Genomic DNA, 19,754 nt, shown 5'->3' with positions numbered 1-19,754 from the left:
ACGTGAACAACAGCTCTTGTTGCAGCACCCCCCAGGGCATTGACGAGCGGGCGATCGCCGCGCTGGTTCACCCCGCTGCCGGTGGACCATCGCTCTGGCGAGGCGGGGACAGTTCTCTGAGGCCGGGAGGCACCCCGGTGTCCTCCAGGGGGTGCCACATGTTGCCCGCTTGGGCGGTGAGGACGATCAGGGCCGCCACGAAGACGAGGAAGGCCAGCACGAACGAGCCCTTCGCGATGTCCGGGTCGCCGGGGGCGGAACCGCTCACCAGGAGGTAGATGTGCACGGCCGGCGCCGCCGCGCCGAGGCCGTAGGCCCAGAGGGCCGCCCGGACGGTCGTGGTGGCCGGATGGCGGCGGGCGGCGGGGGCGTGGACGAAGAGCTCCTTGAGGTGGGCGCGAACGGCAGCCTGGAAGTCGGGGTCACGGCCCACGTCTCCGGTGCGCATCTCACTGGGGCTGATCCAGGACTGGTCGATGTAGCGGAACGCGGCCGCGGTGACCGGGTGGGCCGGTTCGGCCGCGTCCCGGACCAGTTCTATGGAGGAGTCGTCGTCGATCAGGCCGTCCTGTCGCAGCAGGCGGACGGCCACCTTGGCGGCACGGAAGGAGTTGCGTTCCAGGTCGCTGGGCTGAACGTCGGTCGAGCACAACCGCTCGCCGGAGCTCAGCAACTCCGCGTGGTAGACGTCGAGCCCCGGCCAGGCCCGCACCTGCCGGACGGCTCGGGCCTCGACCGAGCGCCGCCACAACCGGATCAACCACATCGCGACGTTCACGGCCGCCAGCGAGATGAGGCAGGTCGTCAATATCCCCATGGGATGACGATCAGGGAGGGCGCCCACCGCCCGCAAGCCCCATGGCCGCTAGCGGATCCGCCGGAACGATCGGTGGTGCCTTCACAGGCCCGGCGGCCGCTGCTTGCACGCTGCTGCTGGGCAGCTTCTCGCGCTACACGGAGCGGCCCCGCTGCGGTGAGCCGCATGAGTGGAGGCTCAGGCGGTGGCGTCCTCCGTAAGCGGGTCGTGGATAGACTCCCGGCGTCGAAGTCGTGGATGTCGTCGAAGTCGTCGGTGTTCGCCGGGACCGAGGCATCGGCGGATGGGAGGCATGCCGGTGTGCAAGGTGGATCACGAGGCCGCGGCGGTGACCGCGACCGCAGCTCTGACGGCGGCCCACCCTCACCTCAGGCATGAGGCTTCCTCACATCCGGCACTGGAAGGCTGCGAGGATGTGGAGTGGTCGTCCATTCCCGGCTGCTCGGCCGATGTCCCGGCCGTCCTGCGCGGATTGCTCGATCCCGACGCGGCCGAGATGGCCGAACGAGCGCTGGACTGGCTGGTGATGTCAGGACCGATGTCCATAAGCGCAGCGATGCCGGCGGTCGTCCCGTACCTCTTGCGACTGGCTGCCGATCCATCGGTTCCGCGCCGGAACGAGCTGTTCGGGCTCGTGCTGGTGGCCGCCGCGCTGTCCGCACCGACCGACCCCGACAACGCGTGGGACATGGCGGTCAGCGGCCCGGAGAAGGACCACCCTGAACGCGCCCTGTGCCGTGCGGCATTCGTCGCCGACGCGACATGGGTGGAACGTCTCCTGGCCGACGAGGAACTGCTGGCCGGCCTCCGCCTGGGCGAGGATGAGCGGGCCTCACTGGTCCAGGCGGCCGGACTGTAACGCGACACCGCCCACGCCCATGTCGTCATGGCTCGGTGAGAGCGTGCCCCACGAACCGCGTGCCCCACGAACGGTGTGCCCCCATGGGCCGCGTGCCCGACGAACGGCGTGCCCGACGAACGGTGTGCCCCACGAACGGTGTGCCCCCATGGGCCGCGTGCCCCGCGAACGGCGCACAGGCGGAGTCAGACGCTCTGCTTCTGCGGGTGCAGGTCGAGCGCGATGTGCGGGGCGAGCGCGTGCAGGAACTCGGTGGCATCGAAGACCTCACCGGCGGAGACGACGCCGACGGCCCTGGTGCGGCCGCTGAGGACGCGCTCGAGGGCCTCGACGACGAGGGGCGCGGTGATGGCGTAGATGTCCTGACCGCCGGCCGTGGCCCGGCGTTCGGCTCCGCCGGAGCGCACGATCACGTCGACGAGGAAGGTCTGGTCGGAACGCCCGCTCTCGTCGGCGGCGGTCGGGGCCGGAGTGTGGGGAGCGGCGACGTCGCGGGCCGCCTCGACGCTCATGTAGGTGGTCACGTCGGGGATGGACAGGTGCTGGGGAACGGTGACGGCGTCCGCCATCGTGAACTCACCGATCACCTGCCGCGGTCCCACCGGGTCCGGGAAGGTCCACTCCAGCGTGGGCGCGGCGTCGGTGCGGCGCTCCCACTGTCCGCCGCTGTAGCGCAGGCGGTGGTCGCCGCGCCGCTCGCGGGAGACCGCGCCCGAGCGCCGGGTGCCGGCGGTGGGGTGCCAGCTGCTGAGCGCGTAGGCGATGTGAGCCTCGTCGGCCTCGGTCCAGTCACCCATCGCCGCGGTGGCCAGCAGGTCGCCGAGGCCACCGAAGAAGGCCATGGCCGGGACGATCACCGCTCCCGCCTCCCTGGCCCGCTCGCGGTAGTGGGCGAAGGTATCGAGGTTGGCCTCGAGCTCGGCGGCCACGTCCAGGTAGGGAATGCCCGCACGGAGCGAGGCCTCGATGACGGGACCGGTGGTCGAGGCGAAAGGGCCGGCGCAGTTGATGACCGCCGCGGTGCCCGCCAAGGCCCGGTCCAGCGAGGCCGGGTCCTCCACCGAGGCCACCCGGGCCTCCAGCCGGTGTTCACGAGCCAGCTCCTCCAAGGTCTGCGCGTTGCGCCCCGACAGCACCGGGACGAACCCACGCGCGGCCAGCTCCGCGACCACGAACCGCCCGGTGTGACCGTACGCGCCGAACACCGCCACCAGCTGACCTGACCCCATGACACCCTCCCGCATACTCCAACGCTCGCCGCGATCTCGAATCGAACCGCTGCGGCCTGACACCCACATCCTGTCCTCACGGCAGCACCCCGCACGACTGTCGGAAACGACATGACGCGTACAGTTTCGGACATGCCCGCTGTCGCACTGGCCGTCACCGACGGCATGCTCCACTACGAACTGTCCGTGGCCGTCGAGATCTTCGGATCCGACCTGACCCACATCGTGGACCCCTGGTACGACTTCTCCGTCTGCGGAAACGGTCCGGTACACATCGACCGCTTCCGCCTCGACCCCGACCACGGACTCGACCACCTCACGCACGCGGACACGGTGATAGTCCCCGGCTGGGCCGACACCGACCGAGACCCGCCCGCCGAACTGGTGGAGGCGGTCCGTGCCGCGCACGAGGCCGGCGCCCGCGTCGCGTCCCTGTGCACGGGCGCCTTCGTCCTGGGCGCGGCGGGGCTGCTGGACGGCAGGCGCGCCACCACGCACTGGGCCCACACCAGCGAACTGGCCCGGCGCCACCCAGCGGCCACCGTCGATCCGGACGTCCTCTACGTCGACAACGGCGACGTCCTCACCTCCGCGGGCAAGGCCGCCGCCATGGACCTGTGCCTGCACCTGGTCCGCCTGGACCACGGCTCGGCCAACGCCAACAAGATCGCCCGCCGCCTGGTGATTCCACCCCACCGCGACGGCGGCCAGGCCCAGTTCATCGCCACGCCCGTCCCCGCACCGGGCAATCACCCGCTCGACGACCTCTTCCCGTGGGCACTGGAGCGGCTGGACCAACCGCTCACCGTGGAGGACCTGGCCCGCCAGGCGCGTATGAGCTCACGCCACCTCGGCCGCTATTTCAAGCATCTCACCGGCACCACACCACTGCGATGGCTCCATACCCAGCGCATCCGCCACGCCCAGGAACTACTGGAGACCACCAACGCCACCATGGACACCATCGCCGCGGCCACCGGCATGGGCACCGCCACCACCCTGCGCCGCCACTTCCACCGCACCGTCGGCGTCCCACCCGACACCTACCGCCGCACCTTCCGTCCCTGAGGAGTGGTCCCAGGACCCCACCGGGGAACCGAACAGAGCTACGGCACGGTGCTGTCCGAAGTGCCGAGCACGGCTCTACCGGCGCCTTCCTCGCCCCGGTACGGAGCGGCCCCCGACAGCCGCCAGCCGAGACACCCCACATCGGGCTCTTCGGGGCCCGTCCCGCGGCCCGGCGGGACGGTCCCCACCGCATCGCGTATTCTCACGGCACTTGCCGTGTCCGTGACCGTGGGGGGTCCGTGGTCGGCGGCCGGCTGCGAAACGATCTGGGGAATCAATGCGTTCAGTGTCCATGGGTGCCGTCTTCACCGGTGCCCTCGCCCTTGTGGGCTCCGCTCTCGCCGCCGTGCCCGCCCATGCGGCGGAGACGGGTGTCGAGATCGAGAAGGTGTCCGTGAACGGGGGCAAGTCCATCGTCTTCGGCATCTCCAGGACGGAGTCGTTCACGATCTCGGTGACCGCCTCCGACGACTCCGGGATCAGCGCGAGGGACGCCTTCCTGCAGCTGGAGCGCGAGAAGGGTGACGACTACTGGTCGTTCCACGACACGCCCACCTGCACCGTCGTCAACGCCACCACCTCCACCTGCAAGCTCACCGTCAAGCTCGACCCGGACATCGACTTGCCCCGCAACACCCTCGCGGGCCCCTGGGACGTGTACATCCAGCTGTCCTCCAAGGACGGCGACATGTACTCGGACACCTATGGCACGCACCCCGTCAAGCGCCGCGGCGCGCTGACGGTGAACGCCGGCCCCGAGCCGGTGGCCAAGGGGAAGACCATCACCGTCACCGGCAAGCTGGCGCGCGCCAACTGGGACAAGTACGTGTACGCGGGCTACACCTACCAGTCCGTGCAGCTGCAGTTCCGGCCGAAGAACAGCGACCGCTACACCACCGTGAAGACCGTGAAGAGTGACGGCACCGGCAAGCTGAAGGCGAACGTCACTGCCTCCGCGGACGGTTACTGGCGCTGGTACTTCGCCGGTACCAGCACCACCTCGGGCGTGAAGACCGCGGGCGACTACGTCGACGTGCGCTGACCCGTCCCATCCGTTCGTGCCCGCCGACCAGGAGAACTGCGGTAGGCCGAGGAAGAGCGGGGCGGCGGCCCTGCGCCGTAAGGGGCCGCCGCCTTGGGGGATCGGCGCCGACCGGGAGCTCGTGAGATCCACGCAGGGTTGCCACATGGCTGGCCCACGCAGCGTGGGCACCTAGAGGTTCTATGTCGCGTGGGACGGGCTGGAGCGGGTGGCCGACGGCTCCTACCGCCTGGGCACCCGCATCCGCGCCCTCGGCGCCGCGGCCCCCGCACCGTCTGAGGGGACGGCGATGTCCGCGTGGCCGCCGGTGCGGGATGCCAGCGTGCGGAGGGCTGTGAGTGAGAGGTCGAACAGGTCGCGTGGGCACGGCCCTGCGCCTGGTCAGCGGCGAACGCCTGCCCTTGCACGCCACGGCGGCCGGCAAGATCCTCCTCGCCCACGGCCACGGCCCGTTGGCAGAAGTACGGCGCCACACCCGCCACACGGTGACCGCCCAGGGCACCCTCGGCTCCCAGCTGATCCGGATCAGGGAGACCGGCCTGGCCACGGCCCACAAGGAGTACGTACTGGGCGAACTCTCTTTCGCCGCGCCGGTGCCGCGGTACGGCCGGGCCATGGCGGCGGTCTTCGTCACCCTGCCCACCAGCAGGTCGTACAACCACGTCGACAGCGCCCTCCGCGACGCGGCCCGCACCATCCACCGAGGACTCGCCGTGAACGGTGCTGTCCAAGACGACTCGGACCCGTGATCACTCCAGCCACACCAAGATCGTCACGCTCGTTTCCGTAGTCGCCGTACTTGGTGGACTGCCCCAACTGCTGGAGGCCTGCCGATGGAAGAGAATCGTTCGATGGCGACGTACGACCAGCTGACCGAGTGGGCCGGGCTCGGCCATGTCACGCGGGCCGGATGGGGCATAGTGTCCGGCTGGCGGATCCCGGATGCTATGAAGGCGCAGCTCGTGGAGGTGGGCATCCCGGTAGCTCCGCGCCTCATCGAGCGCGTCGTGATGCAGAGCGAGGCCGATCCGGTCCTTCTCACATCTCGCGGGCCGCTCTACCGTCTCACCGAGCAAGTGGACCCCTACGAGGCTGAGGAACGGTCATCGTTCGGCGTCGAGCCGGAGACCGGGGCGGTCTACTTCGTCCTGCCGGACGGGGAGGCGTGGTTCGCCAACTCTGGGGTCAAGGAGTGGCTCGACGTCCTTCACTGTTACGGCAGTCGTGAAGCCCTCTGCGCCATGCAGTGGACCTCTGGGGGCGCTCACGTTGCGTCTCGCGGGGCGCGGTCTGTCCGCTGTGGCAACCACGTTGCTTCCACGCGCCCGGCGAACACTTCCCGCGCTGCGGGGTGATGGCTTGGCGGCGAGCACGCTCCCGCCTACTCAGGAGACATGGGTGGATTCGGCGTTTTCATCATTGTCGTTGCCGTCGTCTGGACGATCTGGGAATACTCCCGGCCACTTGCTCCCAACGCGTGCCGCACTTGCCGAGGCAGGGGGCGCACGCCCAGTTGGAATCGCAATTTCCTGAAGGACAAGATGGAGTGCGATTGGGTGGAGTGCAGTGACTGTCGAGGTTCGGGGAGGGTGTGACGGAGCTGGTCTGTCGGTGCTGGACTTGATCGACGGCGCGGCCCGGGCACAGCCCCTCCCTCGTTCGCGGCCCGGATGTCCTTGGCGCACGCATGTCAGCTCCGGATCTGCCGGCCGGACTGGTTCTTGCGGGCACCGGCTGCTCAGCGCTGCGGGCTGGCCGAGTGTGCAGCCGTACCGGCTACGGCCAGCGGCACGGGGCCGGCCGCGCGGGGGAGTGGCGGCATCGGCATCGGCATCGGCCGGGGCAGGGGTCAGGCGGCTCTGGGGATGCCCACTCCCCGGAGTAGACGGTGGTTTTGCAGCCCAATGAGCTGTCGGGCTCAGTCATGTTGGTAGGCGGTAGGTCCGAACGGTGCGACCCGCAGTGCACCTTTCCGGTCCCTGCCACCGCCATCCTCGGCCGCCTTCTGCGTCTCTGCGACGTGATACCCATCAACGGCCATCTCGTGCAACCGACCGGGGTGGCGCCTCGTAGAGTGGGCATCGGGAAAGTCCGTTGATCCGCAGTGTCGAGCCAAGGCAGTTCGAGCGGACCGGTGGCGTTGCTTTCTCGTGCCACGCGGAAGAAGGCACAGTGCGGATCGTCCGCGAGCATGTCCATCGTTTGGGACGCGAACTCCATCTGCTTGGGGTTCGACACGAAGACGAGCGGGTCCTCGAACCACGGGATGACCTCTGCCAACACGGCATCGCCCGGGTGCCGCCACAGGCCGCGGTCAACCAGAGACGTCAGTTGGGACGGCAGAGTAAGTCCACGGACTGTCGAAGGTGCCATGGCATGCAGCTTCGCACGACAGGGCGTCTCTACCGCCGTGGAGCAACCTCCCCGCGGAGACACGCCTCGGCGCAGCCAGTTTGCTGGTTCGCGCTGCCAAGGCCGCAGACTCCAGGGCATGTGCCATTCCTGGGCTGCCTCTGGGTCTCGCCACACCGACGCGTCGAACAACGGGTCGCGCTGCTGACCGTGCGGACAGGGCGCGAGCATGGTGCGGCAGCGGGTACGGGGCGGTGAAGGCTGGGGAGTCATGTGCTCGCAAGCGGGTGTGCCGATTTCTCCTGATCATCACGGCCGGGGACCGGCGCGCGGCAAGTGCCCCGCCGGGCGGCACCCAGGCTGGGCACCGGCCGGGACTCGGCCCGGCGGGGCGCGGCCTCCATGGCGATCGGTCCCGCGCCGCTCGGCCTCCTTGGCGGGCCGCCGCCGGTCGGTGACCTGCGCGGCGAGCAGCACGCCACCACCACGACGCGAGCGTCCTCGCGAAGCGGCATCCCTCCCATGGGAGAACTCCAGTACGGCGAAGACCCCGAGCCCTCCCATCGATTCCCGGTCGTACCCCCGCACGTCCCGGTCCGACCGGGCCGTGTGGAGAGGGCTGCCCGCCTTCTCTGTGCAACGCTCGGCGACCGCAAGGTCGTCGGCGCTCATCGGGGAGCCCCCAGGACGGGCCCCGCAGCAGACCACCCGCCACGAGGACGACCTCGTCGTGGCCGGCGCACGCCGGACGACGTGCCGACCGCACCGCACCGCACCGCACGGCGCTCGCTCTCACCGCCGGGCAGCCGCCACCGCCCAGCCCGGGCCACCCGCCCCGCCGGTACGGGGCGTCCCTGCCGGAGTCCGGCCTGACGGCCGTATGCCTCGTGATGTCAGCCGTCTCAAGAACGCGCCGCTCGCATCCTGAGCTTTTCAGGTCGTCGGCGTCGCCGTCGTCGTCGCCGCCGACAGGTCGGGCCGCTCCCGCCGCCCCCGTGCCATCCGGACCGCAAGCACCATGGTCAGGCCGCCGCCCGGTGTGTCCTCGGCGTCGAGTGTGCCGCCGATGGCCTCGGCGAAGCCGCGTGCGACTGCCAGGCCGAGGCCGACGCCGGCGCCGCGGGGCGCATCGCCGTACCGCTGGAACGGCTCGAAGATCCGGTCCTTCGCCTCGTCCGGGACACCGGGCCCGCGGTCGACGACCCGCACTTCGACGCGGTCGGCGATGGCGCTCGCGGAGACAAGGACCTTCTCGCCCGGCGGGCTGTACTTGACGGCGTTCTCGACGATGTTGGCGACGGCTCGCTCCAGCAGCCCGGTGTCGACGTGGACCATGGGCAGCGTCTCGGGGACGTCCAGGTCGACGCTGCCGTCCGGGACCCCGCCGAGCGCCATGGGCACGACCTCGTCGAGGTCGGTCTCGCGGAGAACGGGCGTGACCGTGCCGGTCTGGAGGCGGGACATGTCCAGCAGGTTGCCGACCAGGTGGTCGAGCCGGTCGGCGCCCTCCTCGATGGCCTCCAGCAGTTCCGCCTGGTCCTCCTCGGACCACTCCACGTCGTCGGAGCGGAGCGAGGAAACGGCGGCCTTGATGCCCGCGAGCGGCGTGCGCAGGTCGTGGCTGACGGCGGCGAGCAGCGCGGTCCGGATGCGATTGCCCTCGGCCAGTTCCTTGGCCCGGCCGGCCTCGCGCTGCAGGCGCTGGCGGTCCAGGACGACCGCGGCCTGCGCCGCGAACGCGGCCAGCACCCGGCGGTCGGCGGCCGGCAGCACCCGGCCGCGCAGCGAGAGGGCCATGTGGTCACCGACGGGGACGGCGACGTCCGCGTCCTCGGGGATCGCGGCGGGCCGCGGGCCCACGCTGCCGGCGCGGGTCCAGGGATCCGTCTCGCCGGATCGCTCCAGCAGCGCCACCGACTCCATGCCGAAGGTCTCGCGGACCCGCTCAAGGAGAGCGTCCAGGCCCGTTTCGCCGCGCAGGACGTTGCCCGCGAGGAAGGAGAGGATCTCGGACTCGGCGCGCAGCCGGGCGGCCTGGTGGGTGCGCCGGGCCGCGAGGTCCACCACCGAGGCCACCGACACGGCCACGCCGACGAAGACCACGATGGCGAGGACGTTCTTGGGGTCGGCGACGGTCAGGGTGTGCACGGGAGGGGTGAAGAACCAGTTGAGCAGCAGCGAACCGGCGACCGCGGAGGCCAGTGCCGGCAAGAGCCCGCCCAGCAGGGCCGCCGCCACCGTCAGGGACAGGAGCAGCAGCATGTCGTTGGCGAGGCCGACGTCGGGCGCGGCACCGGTGAGGAGCCAGGTGAGCAGGACGGGCCCGAGTACGCCGACCAGCCAGCCGCCGATCACCCGCGAGCGACCGAGGCGCGCGCCCCGCGCCACCGGCAGGCCGCGGCCCTTGCCCATCTCGTCGTGCGTGATGAGGTGGACGTCGAGGTCGGGACCGGACCCGCGGGCGACCGTGGCGCCGACGCCCGGCCCGAAGACGTACTGCCAGCTCCTGCGCCGGGAGACGCCGAGGACGATCTGGGTGGCGTTCGCTCCCCGGGCGAAGTCCAGGAGGGCGGCCGGAATGTCGTCGCCGACGACGTGGTGGAAGGTGCCGCCGAGGTCCTCCACCAGGGTGCGCTGGACCGCCAGTTCCTTCGGCGACGCGGCGGTGAGGCCGTCGCTGCGGGATATGTAGACGGCCATGACCTCGCCGCCGGCGCCCTTCTCGGCCAGTCGCACGGCCCGCCGGATCAGGGTGCGTCCCTCCGGGCCGCCGGTCAGGCCGACCACGATCCGCTCGCGTGAGCCCCAGATGGCCGAGACCTCGTGCTCGCTGCGGTACTCGGTCAGGTAGGCGTCGGCCCGGTCGGCCACCCACAGCAGCGCGAGTTCACGCAAGGCGGTGAGGTTGCCGGGCCGGAAGTAGTTGGACAGGGCCGCGTCGACCTTGTCCGGCTTGTAGATGTTTCCGTGTGCCATACGGCGACGCAGCGCCTGTGGCGACATGTCGACCAGCTCTATCTGATCGGCACGCCGTGCGATCTCGTCGGGGACGGTCTCGCGCTGCCGCACTCCCGTGATCGACTCGACGACGTCGCCCAGCGACTCCAGGTGCTGGATGTTGACGGTCGTTATCACGTCGATGCCGGCGGCGAGCAGTTCCTCGACGTCCTGCCAGCGCTTGGTGTTGCGGGAACCAGGCACGTTGGTGTGGGCCAGCTCGTCGACCAGGGCGACGGCCGGGGCGCGGCGAAGCACGGCGTCCACGTCCATCTCGGTGAAGGCGCCGCCCCGGTACTCGATCTCCTTGCGGGGCACCTCCTCCAGGCCGTGCAGCATCACCTCGGTGCGCGGCCGGTGGTGGTGCTCCACGAAGGCGACGACGCAGTCGGCGCCCCGCTCGGCCCTGCGGTGCGCCTCCGCCAGCATCGCGTACGTCTTGCCGACGCCCGGTGCCGCGCCGAGGTAGATCCGTAGCTTGCCGCGTGCCATGTCGTTCCTCGGTCAGGCTTCGAAGCGGTAGCCCATGCCGGGCTCGGTGATCAGATAGCGGGGGTGGGAGGGGTCCGGCTCCAGTTTGCGGCGCAGCTGGGCCGTGTAGACGCGCAGGTAGTTGCTCTTGCTGCGCTGTGAGATGCCCCAGACCTCCTGGAGCAGCTGCTTCTGGCTGATGAGCTGCCCCGGGTGGGTCACCAGGATCTCCAGCAGATGCCACTCGGTCGGGGTGAGCCGCACGTCCCGCCCGTCCCGTACGACCTTCTTGGCGAGCAGGTCGATGGTGAAGTCGTCCGTCTCGATCAGCGAGGTCTCGGGCGCGAGGGGGATGTCCTCGGTGCGCCGGACGGCGGCCCGCAGCCGGGCCAGCAGCTCGTCCATGCTGAACGGCTTGGTGATGTAGTCGTCCGCGCCGGCGTCGAGCGCGGACACCTTCTCGCCGGACGACTGCCGGGCGGACAGGACCAGGATCGGCACCCGAGTCCAGCCCCGCAGCGCCTTGATGAGGTCGACGCCGTCCATGTCGGGCAGTCCCAGGTCGAGCAGTACGACGTCGGGCTGGCGCGCGGCGGCGAGCCGCAGGGCCGTGGCCCCGTCGGGGGCGGCGTCGACGCCGTAGTGACGTGCCTGCAAGTTGATCACCAGGGCCCGCACGAGCTGCGGGTTGTCCTCCACCACGAGCACCCGGGTCATGGGTGTGTGCTCTCCTGTCGTACGTCGGGCCGGGCGCGCCGGCTGGAGAACCGACTCTACGGCTGGGGGAGTCGGCCGGGTCGAGGTGGCCCCGGGCCCCATCGACGAGGCGCGGCCGACCCCCTGACCGCGTCACGCGTCAGCTCTGGTCCAGCAGGTTCCTGAGGGCGATGTTGAGCTTCAGGACGTTCACCCGGGGCTCGCCCATGAAGCCGAGCGTGCGGCCCTCGGTGTGCTCGTCGACGAGCGACCGGACCTCGGTGACGGGCAGGCCGTTCCTCTCGGCGATCCGGTGGACCTGGAGGTTCGCGTACTCGGGCGAGATGTCCGGGTCGAGGCCGGAGCCGGAGGACGTGACCGCGTCGGCGGGGACGTCCGACGGCTCGACCGTGTGGCCGGGGGTGGAGTTGTCCTCGGCGACGGCGGTCTTGGCGTCCTTCACCCATCGGATGAGCTCTTCGTTGTCGCCGGACCGGTTGGTCGCGCCGGACAGGATGAGCTCGTAACGGGTGTTGACGCTGTTGGTGCCGAGGCCGTTCTGCGGGCGGCCCTGGAACCATCTGAGGTCGGGCTCAGGATTCTCCTCGCCCTTCTCCTCACCCCTCCCCTCGCCCTCCTTCGGAGGCAGGTTGTAGGACTGCCCGATCAGGGACGAGCCGACGACCTCGCCGTCCGCCTTGATCTCGGAACCGTTCGCCTGGTGGGGGAAGAGTCCCTGCGCGATGCCGGTGACGGCCAGCGGATAGATGACGCCGGTCACCAGGGTCAGCACGAGGAGGGCACGCAGGCCCGCTCCGAGCAAGCGGGCGGTGTTCGCTACCGAGTTGTTCATGACGATCAGCCGATTCCGGGTATGAGGGAGATGAACAGGTCGATGATCTTGATGCCGACGAAGGGCGCGAGCAGTCCGCCGAGGCCGTAGACGGTGAGATTGCGGCGCAGCATCCTGTCGGCGCTGACCGGCCGGTACCGCACGCCCCTCAGGGACAGCGGCACCAGCGCGACGATGATCAGCGCATTGAAGATCACCGCCGAGAGGATCGCGGAGTCCGGCGAGGACAGGCCCATGATGTTGAGCTTGTCCAGGCCCGGGTGGACCGCGGCGAAGAGCGCGGGGATGATCGCGAAGTACTTGGCGACGTCGTTGGCTATGGAGAACGTCGTCAGCGCGCCCCGGGTGATGAGCAGCTGCTTGCCGATCTCGACGATCTCGATGAGCTTGGTCGGGTCGGAGTCGAGGTCGACCATGTTGCCGGCCTCCTTGGCGGCCGACGTGCCCGTGTTCATCGCCACGCCTACGTCCGCCTGCGCGAGGGCAGGGGCGTCGTTGGTGCCGTCGCCGGTCATCGCGACCAGCTTGCCGCCGGCCTGCTCCCGCTTGATGAGGGCCATCTTGTCCTCGGGGGTGGCTTCGGCGAGGAAGTCGTCCACGCCCGCCTCCTCGGCGATGGCCCTCGCGGTCAGCGGGTTGTCGCCGGTGATCATCACCGTCTTGATGCCCATGCGGCGCAGCTCCCCGAATCGCTCCCGCATGCCCTCCTTGACCACGTCCTTGAGGTGGATGACGCCCAGGATCCGGGCGCCCCGGTCATCCTCGACGGCCACCAGCAACGGCGTACCGCCCGCCTCGGAGATCCGGTCAGCGGCCTCTTGCGCCTGCGCGCAGGTGCGGTCAGTGGCCTCTTGTGCGTGCGCGGAGGTGCGGTCAGTGGCTGCTTGCGCCGCCTCGGAGATCCGGTCCGCAGGCCCTTGTGCCTCCTCGGAAGTCCGGTCCGCAGCCCCTTGCACCTCCTCGGTGACCGTTCCGCCCCGTTCCGCGACCCAGGCGATGACCGAACCGGCCGCGCCCTTGCGGATCTTCCGCCCGTCGACGTCCACACCCGACATGCGGGTCTGGGCGGTGAAGGCGATCCACTCGGCACCCGCCAGTTGGCCCTGGCGGCGCTCGCGCAGGCCGTGCCGCTCCTTGGCGAGTACGACGATCGAGCGACCCTCGGGCGTCTCGTCGGCCAGCGAGGAGAGCTGCGCGGCATCGGCCAGCTCGGCCTCGGTGGTGCCGCGCACCGGCACGAACTCGACGGCATGCCGGTTGCCGAGGGTGATGGTGCCGGTCTTGTCGAGCAGCAGCGTGGAGACGTCACCCGCGGCCTCGACCGAGCGGCCCGACATCGCCAGCACATTGCGCTGGACCAGACGGTCCATGCCCGCGATACCGATCGCGGAGAGCAGAGCGCCGATCGTGGTCGGGATCAGGCAGACCAGCAGGGCGATCAGCACGACCATCGTCAGATGCGCGCCCGCGTAGTCCGCGAAGGGCGGCAGCGTGGCCACCGCGAGGAGGAAGACGATGGTCAGCGAGGCCAGCAGGATGTTCAGCGCGATCTCGTTCGGCGTCCTCTGCCGTGCCGCACCTTCGACGAGAGTGATCATCCGGTCGATGAAGGTCTCGCCGGGCTTCGTCGTGATCTTGATGACGATGCGGTCGGAGAGGACCTTCGTACCGCCGGTGACCGCCGAGCGGTCGCCTCCGGACTCACGGATGACCGGGGCCGACTCTCCCGTGATCGCCGACTCGTCGACGGACGCCACGCCCTCTACGACGTCGCCGTCGCCGGGGATGATGTCGCCGGCCTCGCACACGACCAGGTCGCCGATCGTCAGATCAGTGCCGGGCACCTGCTCCTCATGCTCGCCCACGAGTCGGCGCGCCACCGCGTCGGTCTTGGCCTTGCGCAGGGTGTCGGCCTGCGCCTTGCCGCGGCCCTCGGCGACCGCCTCCGCGAGGTTCGCGAAGACGACGGTCGCCCAGAGCCAGGCGCTGATCGTCCACCCGAACCAGTCACCGGGGTCCTTGAACGAGAACACCGTGGTCAGTACGGACCCGACCCACACCACGAACATCACGGGCGACTTGACCTGCACCCGCGGGTCGAGCTTGCGGAAGGCGTCCGGCAGCGACGTGACCAGGTGCTTCGGGTCGAAGAGGCCGGCGCCGACACGGCTCTCGGCGGGCGTGTGCCCGATGTCGGTGGGGAGGTCGTCGTACGGCGCCCGGGTGGGAGTGGCTGTGGACATGGAGTCTTCCGACTTCTCCGAGTTCTCTATGTGGGTGGTCATCACGCCAGCCCCTCGGCGAGCGGGCCCAGCGCGAGGGCGGGAAAGTAGGTGAGACCGGTGATGATCAGGACGGCGCCCACCAGGAGGCCGGTGAACAGCGGCTTCTCCGTGCGCAGGGTGCCCGCGGTGGTCGGTACCGGCGTCTGCCGGGCGAGCGAGCCGGCCAGCGCCAGTACGAACACCATCGGCACGAAGCGGCCGAGCAGCATGGCGATGCCGAGCGTGGTGTTGAACCACGGGGTGTCGGCGTTGAGACCGGCGAAGGCCGAGCCGTTGTTGTTCGAGGCCGACGTATAGGCGTACAGGATCTCGGAGAAGCCGTGCGCCCCACTGTTGGTCATCGAGTTCGCGGGGGTGGGCAGGGCCATCGCGACTGCGGTGAAGACGAGCACCAGCGCCGGCGTGACGAGGATGTACAGGGCCGCCAGCTTCATCTGGTGGGTGCCGATCTTCTTGCCCAGGTACTCGGGCGTACGGCCGACCATCAGGCCGGCGATGAACACCGCGATGACCGCCATGATCAGCATGCCGTAGAGGCCGGAGCCCACACCGCCGGGCGCGATCTCGCCCAGCATCATGCCGAGCAGGGTGATGCCGCCGCCCAGGCCGGTGAAGGAGGAGTGGAAGGAGTTCACCGCGCCGGTGGAGGTGAGCGTGGTCGTCACCGCGAAGATCGACGAGCCGCCGATGCCGAAGCGGACCTCCTTGCCCTCCATCGCCCCCCCGGCCAGCTCGAAAGCCGGACCGTGGTGGGAGAACTCGGCCCACATCATCAGAGAGACGAAGCCCAGCCAGATGACGCCCATCGCGGCGAGGATCGCGTACCCCTGCTTCACCGAGCCCACCATGACGCCGAAGGCGCGGGTCAGGGAGAACGGGATCACCAGGATGAGGAAGATCTCGAACAGGTTGGAGAACGGCGTGGGGTTCTCGAAGGGGTGCGCGGAGTTGGCGTTGAAGTAGCCACCGCCGTTGGTGCCCAGTTCCTTGATGGCCTCCTGCGAGGCGACCGCGCCGCCGTTCCACTGCTGCGAGCCGCCCATGAACTGGCCGACCTCGTGAATGCCGGAGAAGTTCTGGATCACACCGCAGGCGACGAGCACGAACGCGGCGACGAACGCCAGCGGCACCAGGACGCGCACGACACCGCGCACCAGGTCAGCCCAGAAGTTGCCCAGCTCACCGGAGCGCGACCGCGCGAAACCGCGCACCAGCGCCACCGCCACGGCCATGCCTACGGCGGCGGAGACGAAGTTCTGCACGGCCAGCCCGGCGGTCTGCACGACATGGCCCATGGCCTGCTCGCCGTAGTACGACTGCCAGTTGGTGTTCGTGACGAAGGAGACGGCCGTGTTGAACGCCTGGTCCGGTTCGATCGAGTCGAACCCGAGTGACCCGAGTGCCCCGAGCCCGAGTGACCCGAGCGATCCGGGTGAACTCAGCGAACTGGGCGAACTGGGCAGCACGCCTTGGAGCCGCTGGAGGGCGTAGAGGAAGAGGACGCCGAACGCCGAGAAAGCGAGGACGCCGCGCAGGTAAGCGGGCCAGCGCATCTCGGTGTCGGGATCGGCACCGATGCACTTGTAGATCCACTTCTCGACGCGAAGGTGCTGCTGCGAGGAGTAGACCCTGGCCGTATACGTGCCGAGGGGGATGTAGACGAGTGCCAGTGCGCCTGTCAGCGCCAGCAACTGGAGCACACCGGCGGTTACGGGACCCATGCTGTCTCTCAGAACCTCTCCGGGAAGAGCAGCGCGAGAACGAGATAGCCCAGCAGGGAGACGGCCACGACCAGACCGACGACATTCTCGGCGGTCACAGCTTCGTCACCCCCTTGGCGATGAAGGCCACCAGCGCGAAACCCGCGAGCGTGGTGACGACGAAGGCCAGATCAGCCATCGCGAACTCCTGGAGTCAGGCTCGATCACACGGACGAGCTCGATTGCACGGACGAGTAGAGGAAAGCGCCTCCATGGCCGGATCGCAGTGCCCGTTGACGGCTCTCTAACGGCATTGCGGAGCGTCTTGACGGGATGCATACGCCGGCTGGCCCTCGCGGTGGGTTGGGGGCTTGGGGTGCGGGTGAGCGGATCTGAGGCAGACGGAAGCGCGGGCGGTGGATCGCGGCGTCCGTTTGCCGCTGCCGTAATGGGGTGCTGGCGCTGCTGTCGGGAGGGTCGGGGTACAGGTCAGCCGGGGTTGGGCGTGGGCCGGACGGCCGGGTCCCTTGCGCCGGGCCGCCGTCAGTGGGGCGGCGCTGTCAGGCGGGGGGCTTCGGCGGGGGAGGGGCCTGGGGCGTGATGCCGGCGCGCGGGAGGGCGCCACTGGTCGGGAGCGTCACCGGTCATCGTCGGCGAGCAGGCCGGCGGCCGCAGGGCTTGCCGTGCGGGAAGAGGGTGGGAGTGCGGCCGACGTGCCGGAGGTGCCTTCCGTCTCATGTTCACGGTCAGCAACTCAACCCGGCTCGGCCCGAGGTCCCGGCCCGGCACCAGCGTTCCCAGAGCACCACCCGCTCCGTCTCCTCCGGCCCCGGCTCCGGCTCCGGCTCCGGCTCCGGCTCCGGCTCCGTCAGGATGAGCACATGCTCATTGTGATCGGCGGACTGCCCGGCACAGGCAAGACCACCCTGGCGCGACTGCTGGCCGCGCGCATCGACGCGGTCCACCTACGCATCGACACCATCGAACAGGCAATCGTCCGCTCCGGCCTGGCACAGCACCCCGTCGGACCCGCCGGCTACGTCATCGGATACGCCCTGGCCGACGAACATCTCCGGCAAGGACTCACCGTGATCGCGGAATCCGTGAACCCCCTGACTGTCACCCGCGACAGCTGGCGAAGCGTGGGCCATCGGGCAGCCGTCCCCGTCGTCGAAGTGGAAGTCATCTGCTCGGACCCGGACGAGCACCGACACCGCGTGACCACGAGAGAGACCGACATTCCCGACCTGCCGCTGCCCAACTGGCAACAGGTCCTCCATCGCGACTACGAACCGTGGAACCGTGAGCACGTCGTCATAGACACCGCCGGACAAGACCCGAAACAGTCACTCGCCCTACTCCTTCATCATCTTGGTCACACCTGGCGGACGCCACCTGATTCCTGACCGGCGGCCCCATCGGGCCGCTAGAACGGAACCGGCGAGGGCGGCAAAGCCCACACGGTGTCATGGCCGATCAGGAACAGGCGCCAGCTTGTCTTCAGCCTCGGTCCGCCCATGGCGGGGTGGCTGGCGGGCCTGAGCGTGAGCGGTCGAATCGGGATGCGCCGTTGAGCAAGGCAGTTGCATACTCACCGCATGGCTTTGTTCTCTGGGCGGTTCCGGGATCCGCGCAGCACGGAGTACGACTTCATCAGCTTGATCATCGTGCGGTGTCCTGGTTGCCAAAAGGCCGCTCGTGTCGTTCCAGCGCCTGAAGGCTCTGATCCCGGGGGTCGGATCCTGTTCAGGCCGCGGCGTCTGGTCTGTCGTGGCTGCGGAGTGTCCCGGGTGTGGAGCGGCCGTTGTGTCGCGCTCCCTGCCGGCACCGCTCAACCCGCGACGGATCCGTACTTCGGTATGCCTTTGTGGCTCCAGGTGGAGACCCGGCATGGGTGGCTGTGGGCGTACAACCTCGAACATCTCGACTTGATCCGTCGTTTCGTCCAGGCACCGCTGCGGGAACGAGCGCCCTGGTACGACACCGGGCAGAAGATGACGTTGGTGGCCCGTCTGCCGGCATGGATCAAGCGGGCGAAGAACCGGGACGAGATCCTGTGTGCCGTCAGCCGCATCCAGGCCTCGCTGGTTGCCGCCTGACCTGCTCACAAGAACAAGCTCAAGAGCACCACTGAAGCCGCCCTGCGGCACGTTCGCCGCCACCTCATCACTGTCGACAACCTCTGCGCAGCCAGCACCAGCGTGATGACATGACCTCCGCACGAGCCCGCATCCGCCGCCGTGGTGCCGGGCGCGGGAGTTACCGTACGCCTTGTCGGCCGGGACCTTGTCGAGGTGTCTCCGACGGAGTCGCGGCCTGAGCGAACGACCGGGATCCGGAAGATGAGCGAGCGAAGTGCTTGGACGTCGTGGAAGTTCGCGGCGGCTGTCCCGATGAGCGACGCCCGCCGCAGGTCAGGGCGCGACGGGTCTGATCGGGGCGAGCGACGGTACGGCCAGAGCAGCGATGCGATGATCGGTGAGAAACGCCCTGGGCGTGTCTGGGTATCGGCGGGTCCGCAGTGCTCGGTCGGCTTCCCGGGCCCTGACTTCCCGACGCTCGGCGGGGTCCCAGGTGTTGGGCGGTCTGCCGGCGCCCCACTGGTCCCGCCGGCCCGGCGGACGGGAGTGCTCGACGGGTCTCAGGGGCTCGGCGCGGTCAGGTACCGCTGGATCGTCGGTGCCAGCCAAGCCGCGATCTCCGCCCGCGCCAACCCCACCGCTGGCGGCATCCGCAGTACGTACCGCGTGAGCGCCAGCCCCAGCAGCTGCGAGGCCATCAGTGCCGCCCGCGCCGGGACCTGCTCCGGATCGGGGCACACCTGCCGGGCAACCGGCAGCAGTTGGTCCCGCAGAATGCCCTGCATGCGCACCGCACCGGCCTGGTTGGTCACGCCGACCCGCAGCAGGGCGGTGAGGACCTCATTGTTCTCCCACATGTCCAGGAAGTGCTCGACGAGGATCCGGCCCGCGTCCTGTCGGCGGTCGGCCCCGCTCACGTCAGGCAGCCGCAGGTCGATGGCGACGGCCGCCGCGAATAGGCCCTCTTTGTTGCCGTAGTACCGCATCACCATCGACGGATCGATGTTCGCGTCCTTGGCAATGGCGCGGATGGTGGCTCGCTCGTAGCCGTCGGTCGCGAAGCGTTCGCGGGCCGCCGCGAGGATCGCACTGCGGGTGGCGTCGGAGCGGCGGGGGGCGCCGGAGACGGGAACCGAGGAGGTGTTGTCGCTGCCGTTCATGCCATCAAGCGTAGGCCAACAAGTGTTCGCCAACAGCTGTTTGCCAACAACCGTTGACACGACCCTGCATGCCTGGCTACCTTCGTCAACGAGCGTTTGCCAACATGTGTTGGCAATAGGCGACGGCCAGCAAGTGCTGGCACT

Annotated in this window: 16 protein-coding genes; 7 read left to right on the top strand and 9 right to left on the bottom strand. The window is 69.6% G+C overall.

Annotated elements, in window-relative coordinates:
• Nucleotides 1–67 precede the first annotated feature (67 nt).
• Nucleotides 68–817: a hypothetical protein gene (locus ABT232_RS33315; RefSeq protein ID WP_351847132.1), complete on the bottom strand. Its 750-nt coding sequence runs from the start codon at nt 815–817 to the stop codon at nt 68–70.
• Between the two features lie 292 nt (nt 818–1,109).
• On the opposite strand from ABT232_RS33315, the gene ABT232_RS33310 reads away from it, so the two are divergent.
• The gene (locus ABT232_RS33310; RefSeq protein ID WP_351847129.1) at nt 1,110–1,676 is read left to right on the top strand and encodes a hypothetical protein; all 567 of its coding nucleotides are present in this window, start codon (nt 1,110–1,112) and stop codon (nt 1,674–1,676) included.
• 185 nt (nt 1,677–1,861) lie between these two features.
• On the opposite strand, the gene ABT232_RS33305 is transcribed toward ABT232_RS33310, so the two are convergent.
• A complete protein-coding gene (locus ABT232_RS33305; protein ID WP_351847127.1) occupies nt 1,862–2,905 on the bottom strand; it encodes a saccharopine dehydrogenase family protein in 1,044 nt (347 codons plus the stop codon).
• A 132-nt stretch (nt 2,906–3,037) separates the two neighbouring features.
• On the opposite strand from ABT232_RS33305, the gene ABT232_RS33300 reads away from it, so the two are divergent.
• The 4 genes from ABT232_RS33300 to ABT232_RS33285 all read left to right on the top strand — a co-directional run bounded on the left by ABT232_RS33300 (nt 3,038) and on the right by ABT232_RS33285 (nt 6,370).
• Complete coding sequence (locus tag ABT232_RS33300; RefSeq protein WP_351847125.1) at nt 3,038–3,973, top strand: helix-turn-helix domain-containing protein; 936 nt, start codon at nt 3,038–3,040, stop codon at nt 3,971–3,973.
• Nucleotides 3,974–4,250: 277 nt separating this feature from the next.
• Nucleotides 4,251–5,015: a hypothetical protein gene (locus ABT232_RS33295; RefSeq protein WP_351847122.1), complete on the top strand. Its 765-nt coding sequence runs from the start codon at nt 4,251–4,253 to the stop codon at nt 5,013–5,015.
• Between the two features lie 359 nt (nt 5,016–5,374).
• Entirely contained in the window at nt 5,375–5,764 is a 390-nt protein-coding gene (locus tag ABT232_RS33290) for an IclR family transcriptional regulator domain-containing protein (protein WP_351847119.1), read from the top strand.
• A gap of 102 nt (nt 5,765–5,866) precedes the next feature.
• Complete coding sequence (locus tag ABT232_RS33285; RefSeq protein ID WP_351847117.1) at nt 5,867–6,370, top strand: SUKH-4 family immunity protein; 504 nt, start codon at nt 5,867–5,869, stop codon at nt 6,368–6,370.
• 1,930 nt (nt 6,371–8,300) lie between these two features.
• Here ABT232_RS33285 and ABT232_RS33280 read toward each other — a convergent pair.
• The 6 genes from ABT232_RS33280 to kdpF all read right to left on the bottom strand — a co-directional run bounded on the left by ABT232_RS33280 (nt 8,301) and on the right by kdpF (nt 16,488).
• Nucleotides 8,301–10,856 carry a DUF4118 domain-containing protein gene (locus ABT232_RS33280; protein WP_351847114.1) on the bottom strand — a complete coding sequence of 852 codons (2,556 nt, stop codon included), beginning with the start codon at nt 10,854–10,856 and terminating at the stop codon, nt 8,301–8,303.
• A gap of 12 nt (nt 10,857–10,868) precedes the next feature.
• On the bottom strand, nt 10,869–11,552 hold the full coding sequence (locus tag ABT232_RS33275) for a response regulator (RefSeq protein WP_351847111.1): 684 nt from the start codon (nt 11,550–11,552) through the stop codon (nt 10,869–10,871).
• A 139-nt stretch (nt 11,553–11,691) separates the two neighbouring features.
• A complete protein-coding gene (locus ABT232_RS33270; RefSeq protein WP_351847109.1) occupies nt 11,692–12,384 on the bottom strand; it encodes a potassium-transporting ATPase subunit C in 693 nt (230 codons plus the stop codon).
• 5 nt (nt 12,385–12,389) lie between these two features.
• Complete coding sequence (gene kdpB / locus ABT232_RS33265; RefSeq protein ID WP_351847106.1) at nt 12,390–14,669, bottom strand: potassium-transporting ATPase subunit KdpB; 2,280 nt, start codon at nt 14,667–14,669, stop codon at nt 12,390–12,392.
• Nucleotides 14,669–16,390: a potassium-transporting ATPase subunit KdpA gene (gene kdpA / locus ABT232_RS33260; protein ID WP_351847103.1), complete on the bottom strand. Its 1,722-nt coding sequence runs from the start codon at nt 16,388–16,390 to the stop codon at nt 14,669–14,671. Before kdpA ends, kdpB begins: the two co-directional genes overlap by 1 nt.
• 8 nt (nt 16,391–16,398) lie before the next feature.
• Nucleotides 16,399–16,488 (bottom strand): K(+)-transporting ATPase subunit F, encoded by a 90-nt coding sequence (gene kdpF / locus ABT232_RS33255; protein WP_060886496.1) that lies wholly within the window; start codon nt 16,486–16,488, stop codon nt 16,399–16,401.
• Nucleotides 16,489–17,250: 762 nt separating this feature from the next.
• On the opposite strand from kdpF, the gene ABT232_RS33250 reads away from it, so the two are divergent.
• Both ABT232_RS33250 and ABT232_RS33245 read left to right on the top strand, forming a co-directional pair.
• Nucleotides 17,251–17,775: a P-loop nucleotide/nucleoside kinase family protein gene (locus ABT232_RS33250; RefSeq protein WP_351847100.1), complete on the top strand. Its 525-nt coding sequence runs from the start codon at nt 17,251–17,253 to the stop codon at nt 17,773–17,775.
• Between the two features lie 192 nt (nt 17,776–17,967).
• On the top strand, nt 17,968–18,468 hold the full coding sequence (locus tag ABT232_RS33245; RefSeq protein WP_351847097.1) for a hypothetical protein: 501 nt from the start codon (nt 17,968–17,970) through the stop codon (nt 18,466–18,468).
• Between the two features lie 542 nt (nt 18,469–19,010).
• Here ABT232_RS33245 and ABT232_RS33240 read toward each other — a convergent pair.
• On the bottom strand, nt 19,011–19,610 hold the full coding sequence (locus ABT232_RS33240; protein WP_351847095.1) for a TetR/AcrR family transcriptional regulator: 600 nt from the start codon (nt 19,608–19,610) through the stop codon (nt 19,011–19,013).
• Nucleotides 19,611–19,754 lie beyond the last annotated feature (144 nt).

Source organism: Streptomyces sp. NPDC001532 (assembly GCF_040298625.1).
Taxonomy (GTDB): Bacteria; Actinomycetota; Actinomycetes; order Streptomycetales; family Streptomycetaceae; genus Streptomyces.
The sequence above is the reverse complement of the archived record's forward strand: the minus strand, read 5'-3'. Positions and strand labels throughout refer to the sequence as shown.